This window comes from Streptomyces sp. NPDC085937 (assembly GCF_044540535.1).
In the GTDB taxonomy this organism is placed as follows: Bacteria; Actinomycetota; Actinomycetes; order Streptomycetales; family Streptomycetaceae; genus Streptomyces.
The window spans coordinates 114938-129213 of record NZ_JBITSH010000007.1 but is presented as its reverse complement, the minus strand read 5'-3'; the positions used below and the strand labels follow the sequence as shown (position 1 = coordinate 129213).

Below are 14276 nucleotides of genomic sequence, written 5' to 3'. Positions count from 1 at the left end.
CGCGTTTCTCGCCGCCGGCGTCAGCCCTTCAGGCCCGCCATCCACACCTCGACCTCGTCCGAACGGCGGGGCAGCGCCGCGGACAGGTTCCGGTTGCCGTCCTCGGTGACGAGGATGTCGTCCTCGATGCGCACGCCGATGCCCCGGTACTCCGCGGGCACCGTCAAGTCGTCGGCCTGGAAGTACAGACCCGGCTCCACCGTGAGCACCATGCCGGGCTCCAGCGTGCCGTCGACGTAGCTCTCGGTCCGCGCGGCGGCGCAGTCGTGCACGTCCATGCCGAGCATGTGACCGGTGCCGTGCAGCGTCCAGCGGCGCTGCAGACCCAGCTCCAGCACCCGCTCCACCGGGCCCTCGACCAGGCCCCACTCGACCAGCCGCTCGGCCAGCACGCGCTGCGCGGCGTCATGGAAGTCGCGGTACTTGGCGCCCGGCTTCACGGCCGCGATCCCGGCCTCCTGGGCGTCGTACACGGCGTCGTAGATCTTCTTCTGCAGCTCGGTGTAGCGGCCGTCGATCGGCAGGGTGCGCGTGACGTCGGCCGTGTAGTAGGTGTGCGTCTCCACACCGGCGTCGAGCAGCAGCAGGTCGCCCGGGCGGACCGGGCCGTCGTTGCGCACCCAGTGCAGGGTGCAGGCGTGCGGGCCGGCGGCGCAGATGGAGCCGTAGCCGACGTCGTTGCCCTCGACACGGGCGCGCAGGAAGAACGTTCCCTCGATGTAGCGCTCGCTGGTCGCCTCGGCCTTGTCGAGGACCTTCACGACGTCCTCGAAGCCGCGCACGGTGGAGTCGACGGCCTTCTGCAGCTCGCCGACCTCGAACTCGTCCTTGACGAGCCGCATCTCGGAGAGGAAGACCCGCAGCTCCTCGTCGCGCTCGGCGGTGACCTTGTCGGTCAGCGCCGCCTCGATGCCGGCGTCGAAACCGCGCACCACGCGGACCGGGCCGGTGGCCTCGCGCAGCGCGCCCGCCAGCTCGCGGACGTCGGAGGCAGGAATGCCGTACAGCTTCTCGGCCTCGGTCAGGGAGTGACGGCGGCCGACCCACAGCTCGCCCTGCCCGTCCAGCCAGAACTCGCCGTTCTCACGGTTGGAGCGGGGAAGGAGGTAGATCGTCTCCTGGTGGCCGTCGGCCGTCGGCTCCATGACGAGGACGCCGTCCTCCGTCTGGTTGCCGGTGAGGTACGCGTACTCGACGGACGCGCGGAAGGGGTACTCCGTGTCGTTCGACCGGGTCTTCAGATTGCCCGCCGGGATCACCAGGCGCTCGCCGGGGAAACGGGCCGACAGCGCCGCACGGCGGGCGGCCGTCTCGGCGGCCTGCGCGACCGGCTCCAGGTCATGCAGCTCGGTGTCGGCCCAGCCGCTCTGCATGTTCGCGGCCAGCTCGTCGGACACGCCCGGGTACAGGCCGTTCTTCCGCTGCTTGACGGGCTCCTCGTCGGCAGTCTCCGGGGTCTCCGGCAGCTCCTCCGCCACGGTCATCCTCCTCGATACGGCACTGGACCACCCCCCATCGTACGGTCGGGCGGAAACGGACGAACCGGGGAAGGGCCTGTTACCGAAGGCGTACGCGCGGTGAGGGGCGCCGGCCGGCGCCGGCTAGTCGAAGCGCGCCGCCAGGAGCACCACGTCCTCCGCGGAGTCCTCGGTGTCCGCGCCCTCCGGCAGCACCGCCCGCAGCACGTGGTCGGCGACGGCGCCGGGGTCGCGGCGCAGCGCCCGGGGCACCCCGGCCGCGGCGGCGTGCAGCCGGGCGAAGGCACGGTCGGTCGGGTCGCCGGTGCGGTGCAGCAGGCCGTCGGTGTAGAGCAGCACCGTCTCGCCCGCCTCGGCCTGGACCTCCACGCTCGGCGCCTCCCAGCAGGCGAGCATGCCGAGGGGCGCCGAGACGGACGTCTCCACGAACTCGGTGCGGCGCTCGCCGAGCAGCAGCGGCGGACTGTGGCCCGCCCCGGCCAGCGTGATCCGGCGCAGCGCCGGCTCGCAGTAGCCGAACAGGGCGGTGGCCGAGCGGGCCGGCTCGGTCAGCCGCAGCAGCAGCTCCAGGTCGGACAGGACCGCGACCGGGTCTTCGCCCTCCATCACGGCGTACGCGCGCAGTGAGGCCCGCAGCCGTCCCATCGCGGCGACCGCGCTCGGACCGGAGCCGGTGACCGAGCCGACGGCGAGGCCGAGCGCGGCGTCGGGCAGAGGCAGCGCGTCGTACCAGTCGCCGCCGCCGCTCGGGCAGGTGCGGTGGCGGGCGGCGAGCTGCACGCCCGCCACCCGGGGGAGGCGGGAGGGCAGCAGCTCCTCGGTCATCGTGGCCATGCAGGCGCGCGTGTGCTCCAGTTCCAGGAGCCGGGCGAGATGTTCCGCGGCCTGACGGACGTACAGGCCGACGAGGTGGCGCTGCCGCTCCGCGGGCTCGGCGGGTTCGTCGTAGAGCCAGACGACCGCGCCCAGGCGTCCGGCGGGCCCGGTGGCGAGGGGGAGGGTGTAGCTGGCGGCGTAGCCGAGGCGGGCGGCGACCTCGCGGTGCCGGGGGTCGAGGCCCTTCTCGGCGAACAGGTCGGGCTCGGCGACGCCGTCGTCCCCGCCGGGCAGCCCGTCGAGGATCCGGCCGTACGGCAGGGAGCTGCGCGGCACCGTCTCGATGTGGCCGAGGTCCGCGCGGCCGAGCCCGAGCCCGACGGTGGCGGCCTGGCCGTGGCCGTCGGCCGGCTCCAGGGAGACGAGACCGCGCCGGGCGCCGACCAGCGCGGCACCCGCGCGCAGCAGTTCCTTCAGCGCTTCGTCGAGCGTGCCGGCGCGCACCAGCCGTTCGGTGAGTTCGTGCAGCGTGGTGAGGTCCGAGACCCAGCCGGCGAGGCGGTCCTGGAGCAGCGCACCTGGGGCGTTCTGGGGGTTTGCCGCAGAGGACGGGGAGGTACTCGTGGCGGGCGCGACAGTGTGTGCGGGGGCGGGAACCGTTGAATCGATTCCGGCCACTTTCGGAGGGTGCGGGGCGTTCATGGCGTCCGGCTTTCCGACCGGTACGTACTGCTCAAAAGCATCGCAAACCCCCATGTCATTCTGCGTCGCCGGCAGTGTCTCCACATGTACACGTACTCGTGAGGAGATGTCCAGCATTGTCCTGCTGGGATTACTGGTGTCCGTGAGGCGGGAGGAACTCCCGTTGGACCTCTTGCCGAAATTCGAGGTTGGCTTGAAACTGCCTCAGGGGGAGGCTCACTGCGGTCGACTGGCCTTGCTCGACGGAGCGTCACAGCGGTCGTGATGGGTACGTACTCGGAGAAGGCCAGGGGCGGTTGGGAACCGCTCGGGAACCTGGCGACGGACCCGGGCGTCTTAACCACCGACGACCGTGCCCCATCCTCCCGTGGCGGAGGCGGAGAGAAACACGCGCGACGGCAAACGCCAGACTTCGCCACCCCACGCCGTACCCGTACTTCTGATAGACGCTGTATGGGTGGAACGGCCGCGGAGGCAGCCCATGCCCGGCCCATAGGGGTTCCCCCTGCCCGGCGCGGGGGTGTGATGCGCCAACAGGTACGCACAGTGAAGTGATCGACACATGACGTGATGTGGTCCACGGTGTTGCCAGGCGTGCAACGGAAAGGAACGAGCGCTCATGCGCGAGATCCTCGGAAGGCGACGCAGGCTCCTGTCCCGCCGCGGTGACGGAGGGCCCGATCTGATCGGTGCGGCCCTGACCTTCGCCGCGCAGTGGCAGTGGCCCGTACTCCCCGGTGTGGCGGCCGACCCGCAGAACGGGTCCCGCTGCGCCTGCCCCGACCCGGAGTGCACGGTCCCGGGCGCCCACCCGTTCGACCCCGGCCTCCTCGCCGCCACCACCGACCCGCGCATGGTGCGCTGGTGGTGGACCAACCGGCCGACGGCGCCCGTCGTGCTCGCCACCGGCGGCAAGGCGCCGTGCGCCGTGTCCCTGCCCGCCCCGCCGGCCGCCCGCGCGCTCGCCGCGCTGGAGCGCCGGGGGATGCGGCTCGGCCCGGTCGTCGCCTCGCCGGCCCGCTGGGCAATCCTCGTGAAGCCCTACTCCCTGGAGCAGCTGGGCGAGCTGCTGTACGCCAAGGACTTCGTCCCCGGCTCGCTCCGCTTCCACGGCGAGGGCGGCTACCTCGCCCTGCCGCCGTCCACCACCGCGCAGGGAGAGGTCCGCTGGGAGCGGGCGCCGCTGCCCGGCTCGGCGGCGCCGTGGGTGCCCGATGTCGAGGCCGTGGTGGACGCCGTGGTCGACGCCCTCACCCGGACGGGTGTGAGCGCGCCCGAGATGTAGGGGCTGCCGTCGCGCGCCGCGACCGGCGGCCCGTTCCGGACCGCTATCTTCCCGGGGCATGCCGCGTCATGCCGGGGGCCGAGTCCGGACGTCCCGAAGAGCCCGTCCGACGGCCCTCGCGGGCGTCGCGGCGGCCTGCGCCCTCGTGCTGCCGCTCGCGGCGGCGTCCGCGGGGCAGGACTCGAGGCGTCAGGCGGTGGCCGGCCCGGACGTCCTGCGTGAGGCCTCGGTGCACGGGACCTCCGCCGGTCCGGACACCCCACGCCGGGCCGCCGTCGGCCCCGACGTCCCCGGCCCGTCCTCCGTACCCGGGGCGCCCGGAAGGGCCGCGGCTGCCGCACCTCCCGCCGACGCGTCGACGCGCGCGTCGACGGCGGACCCCGTGCCGCCCGGCGGGCATCTGTCCACCGCCCTGCGCTGCGGTCCCGCCCTGTCCTCGCCCGAGGGGGTGGAGGCGCAGACCTGTGTGGTGGTGCGCGGGGAGGACATCTGGGCGCGGGCCTACCACCGCAATCTCACCGGCAGGACCCTGGACGCCGCGCTGGCCCTCCTCGGCCCGGACGGGCGCAGCGTGCGGAGCCGGTGCGTGGTGTCCGCCGGGGACGATCCGTCCCTGTGCGAGACCCCGCGCGTACGGATCGCCGGCGCGCCGCTGGTGTACACGGCGGTCGCGGAGTTCGCGCGGTACGCCGCGTCCGCGGGCGACGCGGGGGACGGGGACGGCGCGGGGGACGGGGACGGGCGGCTGCTGCTGCGGTCCGGGAGCAACTCTGCGACGGAGGAGGTCCGGTGACCGGACGTGTCGGGACGGGACCGCTCGCGCAGGCGGCCGGTGAGCCCGTCCGGCGGGCGGCGACGGACGCCCAAGGGCCCTTCCGCGGCACCGGTGACGGGCACGCAAAGACCCGGTTGCTGGCGACGGGGGATGCACCAGCAACCGGGCTACTGGAACGGTAACAAGAGATCGGCGGTTCGCAAATTCGAACTCGGCGTTTCCGGTCACCGACTGGCCTGTCCCCGCCGGGAGTTGCGCATGGGGCGGGTGGTGCGTCCCGGGCGGTTCGGCCGCCCGGGACACGGGTGGAGCGCCGCGTACGGCGGCCCCTCAGCTCAGCGTGACCTGGCGGTTCGTCAGACCGCCACGGGCCCGGCGCTCGTCCGCGGTGAGCGGCGCGTCGGCGGCCAGCGCGGTGGCGAGCCGCTCGGCGAACTCGGCCGCCGGCTTCTCCACGTCCTCGGCACGGATCTCGCTGGGCAGGTCCCACACCGGCACGGTGAGCCCGTGGGCGCGGAAGGAACCGACCAGGCGGGTGCCCTCGCCGAGGGACGACTGCCCGGCCGCGTGCAGCCGCGCGAGAGCGTCCAGAAGCTGCTCCTCGGGGTGCGGCATGACCCACCGCAGGTGGTTCTTCTCCGGCGTCTCGCACCAGTACGCCGAGTCCACGCCCGTCAGCTTGACGGTCGGGATGGCCGCCGCGTTGGCCCGCTCCAGGGAGGCGGTGACGTCCGGTGTGGCGTTCTCCGGGTCCGGCACCCAGAACTCGAAGCCTTCGTGCACCACTGGCTCGAAAGGTCCTTCGGGGGCGAGCAGGTCCTGCAGCCGGGGGCCGTCGGCGGGAGCGCGCCGCGCCTGCACCGGGGTGCCCGGGTCGGCGGTGAGGGCACGCTGCAGCGTGTCGGCCAGGTCGCGGCTGATGTCGCCGGAGGAGGTGTCGTTCTGCAGGCCGAGCAGGACCGAACCGTCGTCGCGGCGCAGCGCCGGCCAGGCCATCGGCAGCACCGTGGCGAGGGTGACCGAGGGGACGCCCTCGGGCAGGCCGTCCTTCAGGGTCAGCTCGACGGTCGCGGCGGGCACCAGCTCGCGCAGCGCCACCCAGTCGCATTCGCCCGGCAGGCCCTCGAAGGGACGGTGCACCAGCTCCGTCACCGCCTGCGCGGCGGCGCGGCCGTGACACGCCTTGTAGCGGCGGCCACTGCCGCAGGGGCAGGGCTCGCGGGCGCCGACGACCGGGATCTGCCCGTCCGTGAGCTGCGGGCGCTTGGCCTTTGTCTGAGGTCGCTTCTTGGCCATCGTGGGTGTCTCCCGGTTACGGCTCGTCTGGTACGGGCGCGAGCCTAGCCGTTCGTGCCACGGCCGACGGGAACCTGTGGACGACGTGCCGACCTGTGGACAACCGGGGTGTTCAGGTCCCCGCACTCTCCCGCCCGCCGCCCCCGGGCCGTGCCCGCCTCAGTCCAGGTCGTCGAAGACGTCCGCGAAGTCCAGGCCCGCGATGTGCGAGACGGGCGGGGCGGTCACCCGCGCGGCGAAGTCCTCACGGCGGTGACAGCTCCCGGCGTCCGGGTCGTGCACGTCGTCGTGGACGACGACCCACACCGTGACCTCCCCGGGCACCTCGTCCCGTACGCCCCAGTCGTCGGACAGCGCGGTGATGATGTTCAGCCCGCGCCCGCCGTGCGCCGTGACCGACGGGGTGGCCGGTGCGGGGCGGGTCGGGCCGCCGCCGTCCGTGACCTCCACGACGAGCCGGCCGCGCGGATCCACCCGCCAGGCCGCCCGCACGTCGCCGTCCCCGGCGAGAGCGTCGCCCAGAGGCCGCCCGTGTTTGCACGCGTTGCTCAACAGCTCGGAAAGGATCAGTACGGCATCGTCGACGACCGATTCCGGCACGCCTCCGTCGCGCAGCTGTGCGCGCATCCGGCGCCTCGCCTTGCCCACGCCCGCAGGGCCATGGGGCACGGCCATGCTCGACGACGTGGGCACCTCCTGTGCCACCACCAACGCCACCCCCGAGACCTCCTTCGCCCCACGCCACGGTGTGGATGCCCCAACGGCCTGAACCGGAAACCGGCCGATCCGTGCGCGGTGACGCACTCGGAACGGGTGAACACGTACCGAACGCGCCGGAGCACTCCCCGTAGTCGTGTGGCTTGATGTCGTCGGTGTGGCCGAGATGTGAGGATGTGTGCGGCAGGTCCCGTGGGTCAAGGGGTGTGCGGGAGTTCTGAGACGTATGGGGCGGACGGGGCGGCTGCGGCTACCGCCCCGACAGCCGCGCCGGCACCTCCGGTCCGGCATCGTGCCTGGCTCCTGCCCGGCTCCTGCCTGGTCAGCGGCCCAGCCGGTCGAGCACCGCGCGAGGGCGGTTGGTGATGATGGCGTCCACGCCCAGGTCGACGCAGAGGTCCACGTCCCGTGGTTCGTTCACCGTCCAGACGTGCACCTGACGGCCGGATCGCTTCAGTCGCTCGATGTACTCGGGGTGACTGCGCAGGATGCGGATCGACGGACCGGCGATGTCCACCCCGACGGGCAGCCGCCCGTCGCGCAGCCTCGGTGTGACGAACTGCATCAGGTAGACCGTCGGAAGCGTCGGGGCGGCGGCCCGCACGCGGTGCAGGGACCGGGCGGAGAAGCTCATCACGCGCACCGGCGAGTCCTCGCGGGCGGCGGGCGCGTCCAGTCCGAAGCGCTTGAGCAGGCCCAGCAGCCGTTCCTCCACCTGACCCGCCCACCGCGTGGGGTGCTTGGTCTCGATCGCCAGCTCCACCCGGCGCCCGGCGTCCGAGACGAGCTCCAGCAGCCGCTCCAGGGTGAGGACGGAGGTCGCCTCGCGGTCCTCCGGGCGGTGCTCCCAGTCGGGCTCCTCGACGCGGGGCCCGCCGGCCGCGTCCCGGCTCTTCCAGGAGCCGAAGTCGAGGGCGGCGAGATCGGAGAGCTCGAGCGCCGAGACCGCACCGCGCCCGTTCGACGTACGGTTGACCCGACGGTCGTGTACGCAGACAAGGTGGCCGTCGGCGGTGAGGCGTACGTCGCATTCCAGTGCGTCCGCGCCGTCCTCGATCGCCTTGCGGTACGCGGCCAGGGTGTGCTCGGGGGCGTCCTCGGAGGCTCCGCGGTGCGCGACGACTCGGGTCAGGTGCTGTCGTGCGTGGGTCACCGCGTCATGGTGCCACCGCTCGTCGGCCGACGTGCGGGCGGTGTGACGTGAACGGCACGGCAGTCCGGTCGGAGCCATCAGGTGGCGCGCCTTACGTGAGTAATGCCCTATATAAAGAATGGCCCCGGACCCACAGGAACGGCTTACGGTGCCCTGACGGCGTGTGGGAAAAGCTGACGTCATACAAAGGAGACGTGCACAGCTGCATCCGCGTCGCGCCGTACGCGAGGCGCGCGTGACATGCGAGCCCCCGTGCGACCGACGTCAGCCGTTGCGACCGAGAACGACAGCCGTGGATCGAGGAGAGAAGCTGTGAGCACCGAGAACGAGGGCAGCGCGGTACCCCCGGCCCCGTCCGCTCCGCCGCCCCCGCCGGCGGATGCTCCCGCTGCCTCCGCTCCCCAGGGCGCGCACCCGGGGGCGGCTCCGGCGGCCGGCGGCCCCTACGCCACCCAGGGCTCCCCCGCACACCAGGACCCCGCCGGCGGCGCCCCGGCCGGTCCTCCCCCCGGCGAGTCCTCCTCCGCCCCCGACGCCTCCTGGCCCCCGCCCCCGCCGCCGTCCACCCCGGCGTACGGCGGCGACGGCGGTGCGGGACACGGTTCCGCGGGCCACGGCGGTGGCTGGGGCAGCGGCTGGGGCACCCCGTACCAGCAGCCCGCGCCGAAGAGCGGCGGCGGGCGCGGACGCGTCGTCGCCGCGGTCCTGGTCGCCGCGCTGGTCGCGGGCGGTCTGGGCGGCGGCCTCGGCTACACGCTCGCCCGGGAGAACGACAGCGGCGGCTCGACGACCGTCTCGTCGTCCACCAGCGGCGGCAACGTCAAGCGCGACCCGGGCACGGTCGCCGCCGTCGCCGCGGCGGCGCTGCCCAGCACGGTCACCATCGAGGCCGCGAGCAGCAGCGGCGAGGGCGGCACCGGCACCGGCTTCGTCTTCGACAAGCAGGGCCACATCGTCACCAACAACCACGTCGTGGCGGACGCCGTCGACGGCGGCAAGCTGTCCGCGACGTTCCCCGACGGCAAGAAGTACGACGCCGAGGTCGTCGGCAACGCGCAGGGGTACGACGTCGCCGTCATCAAGCTGAAGAACGCGCCGTCGGACCTCGACCCGCTCACCCTGGGCAACTCCGACAAGGTGGCGGTCGGCGACTCGACCATCGCGATCGGCGCCCCCTTCGGCCTGTCCAACACGGTGACCACCGGCATCATCAGCGCGAAGAACCGTCCGGTGGCGTCCAGCGACGGCAGCGGCAGCCAGGCCTCCTACATGAGCGCCCTGCAGACCGACGCGTCCATCAACCCGGGCAACTCCGGAGGCCCGCTGCTGGACGCGCAGGGCAACGTGATCGGCATCAACTCCGCGATCCAGTCGACCGGCAACGGCGGCTTCGGCACGGGGCAGGCCGGCTCGATCGGCCTGGGCTTCGCCATCCCGATCAACCAGGCCAAGTACGTCGCCCAGGAACTGATCAGGACGGGCAAGCCGGTGTACGCCAAGATCGGCGCGTCCGTCTCCCTGGAGGACACGGCGAGCGGCGCGAAGATCACCGAGGACGGCGTGGGCGGCACCGAGCCCGTCGACCCGGGCGGCCCCGCCGACAAGGCCGGCCTGCGGCCCGGTGACGTCATCACCAAGCTCGACGACCGGGTCATCGACTCCGGGCCCACCCTGATCGGCGAGATCTGGACCCACAAGCCCGGCGACGAGGTCACGCTCACCTACGAACGCGGCGGCCAGCAGCGCACCACGGAACTCACGCTGGGCTCCCGCGTGGGCGACAGCTGACCCCACCTGCGTCCGTCGGACCCGTTACCCTTGTCCCCGCGCCGCCGATCACCGGCCGGCGCGGGGAGGTGTGCCCGAGCGGCCTAAGGGAACGGTCTTGAAAACCGTCGTGGCAGCGATGTCACCGTGGGTTCAAATCCCACCGCCTCCGCGCAGGTCATGGACAGTGCAGGTCAGAGAGGGTGTCCCGTCCACCGGGGCACCCTCTCTGCGTGCACCTTGTCTCACCCTGAATCGCCGGTGTCCCACCTCCGACCAGCGCGTGCGGCCAACCTGCGGCCAGGCATCAGGCCCCCTCGGCCCACTCTCGTGCTCCGCCACGCGCCGCTTGACCGTGCGCAACTCGCGCTCGGCGCGGTGTGCAGGGGGGTGACGCCCTCGGCGTCGATGGCGCGCGCGGTGGCCGGCGCACAGTGGGCGTCGTGGACGGGCGGCTCGCGCTCGGCCCGCAGGGGGAGCGGCGTTCCGAGTTTCAGCGCCATCGGTCGGCGGTCCAGCAGGCGGCGGTGGCGGCGTATTGGCGGTGTGTACACCAGACGTGAGACTGACCTCACGAGTCCTCCTCTCAAGTGCGGTGGTTTGGTGGTGCCGGGCCCTGCGACGGCCCGTCACCACACGTGCGTGCGCGCGAGACAGAAATTCCCGTCACCCAGCGTCGCTAACAGGGCTATGGCAGCCAGCCGCCCCAACACCCGGTTCGCACAGCTCGCGACAGGACACACCGTTCACGAGACCGACCCTGCCGGGTTCGCTGCGACGGTGCGGACCTTCCTCGAGGGCACGGTGACCGAGGGCCGATGAGAGCGGCACACCTGAGTACCTGAACTCATGTGCGACGCCCACCGCGCCACCACACTGACGGCATGAGCCCAGCAGGAACGCACCCGGTGGATGGGCCCTCCGCCGGTCCGCAGATCGGCGTCGGCGTGGCGCTGCTTGTTGTCGACCTCATGCTCATCGCCGGGTCGGTGTACTGCGTCGGAGTAGCGGGCTGGGCCGACGGCTACGAGAGCGGCGGCTCCGGGGCGTCGGGTGCGTCGCAGACGGCGGCGCAGGCGATGTGGCTCCTGGGCGGCGGCGCTGTCCTGACGGGCGGCGGCCTCCTCGCCCTGGGGTGGCGCATCCCCGGCATCGTCCAACTGGTCGTCCTCGGCGCCGGGGCCGCGCTGGTCTCCGCGATGGGGGCCGGGTGACAACATCGGCGGGCGGCCGGCCGTGGAGCGCCGATCAGAGCCAGTTCGCCCAGCCGAAGGTGGCCGTGTAGGCGGTGCGCACGGCGGACCGGATTCCTTTTCCGGTGACGAGCCTCGTCGTCAGGACGATGGTGAACAGCGCGGCGAAGGCGCCGGCGACGGTCCATGCCCCAGCGGGGGACCAGGCCGCTCCTGCGAGGAGACACGCGATCACGGACACTGCCAGGCCCAGGTGGGCTGCGGGCAGGTTGGCGCGGAGTGCTTCCCCGGCCGAGCGGCGGGCCGCGCTCATGTCGGCCTCGTAGCGCGCCCTCGCCGCATCCGGGTCGGCGTACCGTCCTTCCGGCCACCGTTGGTTCACGGGAAATCCCCCATCCGCCGCCCCGCGGCCGAGCCTACCCGCCACCCGCCGACGGCAGCGGTCCCAAGTGTTCTGTCAGGCGGGCGCGGAGGAGTTCGTACTCGGGGTGGCGGCGGGGCAGTGGGCCCGGGGGGCGTGTCACCGTGCGGGGTGGGGAGAGGGTCTCGCCCGCCTGGAACTGTTCCAGCGTCAGGTCGAGGTCGACGCCGTTGGGGAGGCGGTTCCACCAGTGGTAGCCGTGCGGGGAGCCGGCCCGGCGGACGTCGGCGACGAGGAGATCGCCACCGAACAGGTCGTTGACGACCAGCGTCGTGATGTCGCAGTGGCCCACGGACGGGTTGTCCGGGCGCCAGTCGGGCAGGTCGTCGCGGGAGCACGTGTCGGCGGCCCAGCAGGCGCGGAACGCCCTGTCGAGGTCGAGCAGGGACCACGGCCGCCGGGTGGGGGCGTCACGGTTCATGACGCCGCCCGCACCATGCGGAGCTGCCCGATCTCCGTCGCGTTCTTCATCAGCTCCGCGTTCACCCAGGCCAGCATGTGCGCCTTCGTGTGGGACGGGTCGTCGGGCCAGGGGAAGGGCGCCGGGGTGTCCAGGTCGGCGTCCGTGAGTGTGCCGAGGTGGGCGAGCCACTCCGTGTGCAGGGAGCGGAGCCAGGTGAGCGTGGGTTCCCCCGCGCCGGGCCAGACGATCTCGGTCCGCTCGCGCGGGCGCTCCCCGCGCGCGTGGTCCAGCGTCACGCTCCACCACCAGCCGATGTGCCAGCTCACCCACGCGACGGTGGGCACCGGTACGGGGTCGGGCTCGGTGTCCGCCCAGTCGGGGACCCACGCGCCTTCGGGCGACCGGCGGAGCGTCCAGCAGAGCGGGGCGGGCTCCCAGAGGAAGTCCTCCGGCTCCAGACGTTCCAGGTGGTACTCGAACAGGGACCAGGTCAGGTCGAACTGCCAGCGGAGCAGGGCGACCCTTCCGGCGGCGGAAGGGGTGGGTACGGTCACAGTTCCTCGTCGGTGGCGAGCTGCTCCCAGTCCACGTCCAGCAGCTCCGTCTCCGCGTCGTACCCCGAGGGGATGCGCGACGTCGGCTGGAACCAGGCCACGGTGAGGCGGGAGCGGTACAGGGCACGGTCGTGTCCGGGGTCGAGGGGTTCGGACCGGAAGCTGCCCACGCAGGTCACGGCGGGCAGCACCTCCACCGGGCCGAACGCGCCCGCGAACTGGTCGGGGTACTCGCGCGGCGGCGGGATCAGATGTACCGGGGCGCCCGGGTGGAAGCGCTCGGCGGACCGGAGCAGCCCGGCGATCGCGAGGTCGTTCAGCGGCTTGCACGGGTATCCCTCGCGCACGTTCCCGTACGTCGCCGACAGGTGCAGCTCGGTCAGGTCGACGGAGCGGCCCGAGGCGAGGACGACGCGGGAGAGTGCCATGGTCGGCACTTTAAGGCGCTGGTGCATGCGGGTCTTTCGAATTTCGGGCGCGTGCGCGGAAGGGCGTGGGGGGGACGGGGAGGGGAGGGGCGGTCGCCTCAGCGGCCGGTCAGGCGCGCGGCCGACGCGATCGTCGCGCGTGCCTCGCGTTCGGACAGGCCCGTGGCGCGTGCCGCGTCGACCAGGGGATCCGCCAGCTCGGGGCCGATGCCGTCCTCGTAGGCACGGCAGGCCGCCCAGAAGAGCCGGGTGTTGCGCTGGCCCTGGTGCGCCGCGAGCACGAACTGGACCAGACCCTGCCCGTGGTCACCGGCCGACGGGGGCGTCGGGTGGTGGGCGCTGGGCGGCGGCAGGAGCAGGCGCAGCAGGGCGGGCGGGCAGGCGGCGGGCGCGAGGTGTGCGGTGCCGGGGGCGGCCGTGTACGTGCCGTGTTCCGTACGGGAGCCGGGGCCGACGAGGTAGCCGCCGGCGCCGCGGATGTCGATGCCGGGGGCGAGGCGGCCGGCGGAGTTGGGGACGACGACGTCGGGCGGGCCGCTGAGCCAGAGGTGGCGGCCGCCGCTCGGGGTGAGGACGACCACCGTGGGCGGGACGGTGAAGCCGTGCCGGGAGGCGAGGGCGCGGAGGGCGGCGCCGGGGTCGGCGCCGTTCTTCGTGTCGAGGTCGACGCCGATCAGGTGGTGCGGGGGCAGGCCGCAGGCGATGCCGTAGCCGGTCGCGCGGGGCGCGGCGGCGAACAGGGCGCGGATGCGCGCCGGGTCGGTGGTGGCGTCGTACACGCCGTGGCCGAAGCGGCCGCACTCGCCGTGGCAGGGCGGGCGGGACGGGTCGTCGCGGTGGGGGGAGCGCAGGGCCGGGAGCTTGGTGCGGGACAGCGGGATGACGGCCAGCCCGCGTTCGGCGGCTGACAGGGCGTGTGCGAGGGCCAGCGTCGTGGCCTGCCGGTCGGTGGTGGCCATGGCTCTATGTTCGTACACGCGTTCGAAGAAGGGAAGGGGGCAAGGGGTGCCACCCGAGGGTGAGAGCTCCCGCCGGGCGGACGCCGAAACGCTTCCTCCCTTGGGGCGCCGGGGCCGTCGCCACCCCGGGTCGGGCAGGCCCCGAATCAGGGTCGACTCGGGGTTTATCGGCGACTTCTCACGCTTGCGTGCGAATCACGGCTTACAAGGTGGTTCCGCGGCGTCCGGTGGGCAATCCTGATCTTGCGACGTCGTGCACAGCATCAGGGCGGGGGGCCAACTTCCCTGGTGAAAACAGCAGTTCACAGTCGTAGTGCACACATGGACGG

At 73.1% G+C, this 14276-nt stretch carries 14 protein-coding genes and 1 tRNA gene; 5 read left to right on the top strand and 10 right to left on the bottom strand.

What is annotated here, in order from left to right; translation table 11 throughout:
- Positions 1–20: 20 nt before the first annotated feature.
- Both ACIF8S_RS17160 and ACIF8S_RS17155 read right to left on the bottom strand, forming a co-directional pair.
- Entirely contained in the window at positions 21–1484 is a 1464-nt protein-coding gene (locus ACIF8S_RS17160; protein WP_399999903.1) for an aminopeptidase P family protein, read from the bottom strand.
- Between the two features lie 117 nt (positions 1485–1601).
- Entirely contained in the window at positions 1602–3113 is a 1512-nt protein-coding gene (locus tag ACIF8S_RS17155) for a PP2C family protein-serine/threonine phosphatase (protein ID WP_399999902.1), read from the bottom strand.
- 502 nt (positions 3114–3615) lie between these two features.
- Between ACIF8S_RS17155 and ACIF8S_RS17150 the strand changes: the two genes are divergently transcribed.
- A complete protein-coding gene (locus ACIF8S_RS17150) occupies positions 3616–4281 on the top strand; it encodes a bifunctional DNA primase/polymerase (protein ID WP_349795743.1) in 666 nt (221 codons plus the stop codon).
- A gap of 196 nt (positions 4282–4477) precedes the next feature.
- The gene (locus ACIF8S_RS17145; protein WP_399999901.1) at positions 4478–5074 is read left to right on the top strand and encodes a hypothetical protein; all 597 of its coding nucleotides are present in this window, start codon (positions 4478–4480) and stop codon (positions 5072–5074) included.
- 312 nt (positions 5075–5386) lie between these two features.
- On the opposite strand, the gene ACIF8S_RS17140 is transcribed toward ACIF8S_RS17145, so the two are convergent.
- The 3 genes from ACIF8S_RS17140 to ACIF8S_RS17130 form a co-directional block, all read right to left on the bottom strand.
- On the bottom strand, positions 5387–6352 hold the full coding sequence (locus tag ACIF8S_RS17140) for a DUF5926 family protein (RefSeq protein WP_024886192.1): 966 nt from the start codon (positions 6350–6352) through the stop codon (positions 5387–5389).
- A 159-nt stretch (positions 6353–6511) separates the two neighbouring features.
- Positions 6512–7156, bottom strand: coding sequence for an ATP-binding protein (locus ACIF8S_RS17135; protein ID WP_399999900.1), 645 nt, complete (start codon positions 7154–7156; stop codon positions 6512–6514).
- 235 nt (positions 7157–7391) lie between these two features.
- On the bottom strand, positions 7392–8222 hold the full coding sequence (locus ACIF8S_RS17130; protein WP_399999899.1) for a glycerophosphodiester phosphodiesterase: 831 nt from the start codon (positions 8220–8222) through the stop codon (positions 7392–7394).
- 312 nt (positions 8223–8534) lie between these two features.
- On the opposite strand from ACIF8S_RS17130, the gene ACIF8S_RS17125 reads away from it, so the two are divergent.
- The 3 genes from ACIF8S_RS17125 to ACIF8S_RS17115 all read left to right on the top strand — a co-directional run bounded on the left by ACIF8S_RS17125 (position 8535) and on the right by ACIF8S_RS17115 (position 11203).
- Positions 8535–10010, top strand: coding sequence for a S1C family serine protease (locus ACIF8S_RS17125; RefSeq protein ID WP_399999898.1), 1476 nt, complete (start codon positions 8535–8537; stop codon positions 10008–10010).
- 64 nt (positions 10011–10074) lie between these two features.
- A tRNA-Ser gene (locus tag ACIF8S_RS17120) sits at positions 10075–10161 on the top strand.
- Positions 10162–10873: 712 nt separating this feature from the next.
- Complete coding sequence (locus ACIF8S_RS17115; RefSeq protein ID WP_399999897.1) at positions 10874–11203, top strand: hypothetical protein; 330 nt, start codon at positions 10874–10876, stop codon at positions 11201–11203.
- 34 nt (positions 11204–11237) lie between these two features.
- On the opposite strand, the gene ACIF8S_RS17110 is transcribed toward ACIF8S_RS17115, so the two are convergent.
- From ACIF8S_RS17110 to ACIF8S_RS17090, 5 genes are all read right to left on the bottom strand, one after another.
- Positions 11238–11564, bottom strand: coding sequence for a hypothetical protein (locus tag ACIF8S_RS17110; protein WP_399999896.1), 327 nt, complete (start codon positions 11562–11564; stop codon positions 11238–11240).
- 34 nt (positions 11565–11598) lie between these two features.
- On the bottom strand, positions 11599–12024 hold the full coding sequence (locus ACIF8S_RS17105; protein ID WP_399999895.1) for a hypothetical protein: 426 nt from the start codon (positions 12022–12024) through the stop codon (positions 11599–11601).
- Positions 12021–12560: a DinB family protein gene (locus ACIF8S_RS17100; protein WP_399999894.1), complete on the bottom strand. Its 540-nt coding sequence runs from the start codon at positions 12558–12560 to the stop codon at positions 12021–12023. The genes ACIF8S_RS17105 and ACIF8S_RS17100 overlap by 4 nt, the downstream gene beginning before the upstream one ends.
- A complete protein-coding gene (locus ACIF8S_RS17095) occupies positions 12557–12988 on the bottom strand; it encodes a hypothetical protein (protein WP_399999893.1) in 432 nt (143 codons plus the stop codon). The genes ACIF8S_RS17100 and ACIF8S_RS17095 overlap by 4 nt, the downstream gene beginning before the upstream one ends.
- 98 nt (positions 12989–13086) lie before the next feature.
- Positions 13087–13947 carry a bifunctional DNA primase/polymerase gene (locus ACIF8S_RS17090; RefSeq protein WP_399999892.1) on the bottom strand — a complete coding sequence of 287 codons (861 nt, stop codon included), beginning with the start codon at positions 13945–13947 and terminating at the stop codon, positions 13087–13089.
- Between the last annotated feature and the right edge of the window lie 329 nt (positions 13948–14276).

What these genes read in the sequence shown, in the direction of transcription:
- ACIF8S_RS17115 (WP_399999897.1), top strand. Translation starts at nt 10,874, where the DNA reads ATGAGCCCAGCAGGAACGCACCCGGTGGATGGGCCCTCCGCCGGTCCG.
- ACIF8S_RS17140 (WP_024886192.1), bottom strand. Translation starts at nt 6,352, where the DNA reads ATGGCCAAGAAGCGACCTCAGACAAAGGCCAAGCGCCCGCAGCTCACG.
- ACIF8S_RS17095 (WP_399999893.1), bottom strand. Translation starts at nt 12,988, where the DNA reads ATGGCACTCTCCCGCGTCGTCCTCGCCTCGGGCCGCTCCGTCGACCTG.
- ACIF8S_RS17160 (WP_399999903.1), bottom strand. Translation starts at nt 1,484, where the DNA reads ATGACCGTGGCGGAGGAGCTGCCGGAGACCCCGGAGACTGCCGACGAG.
- ACIF8S_RS17090 (WP_399999892.1), bottom strand. Translation starts at nt 13,947, where the DNA reads ATGGCCACCACCGACCGGCAGGCCACGACGCTGGCCCTCGCACACGCC.
- ACIF8S_RS17155 (WP_399999902.1), bottom strand. Translation starts at nt 3,113, where the DNA reads ATGCTGGACATCTCCTCACGAGTACGTGTACATGTGGAGACACTGCCG.
- ACIF8S_RS17150 (WP_349795743.1), top strand. Translation starts at nt 3,616, where the DNA reads ATGCGCGAGATCCTCGGAAGGCGACGCAGGCTCCTGTCCCGCCGCGGT.
- ACIF8S_RS17105 (WP_399999895.1), bottom strand. Translation starts at nt 12,024, where the DNA reads ATGAACCGTGACGCCCCCACCCGGCGGCCGTGGTCCCTGCTCGACCTC.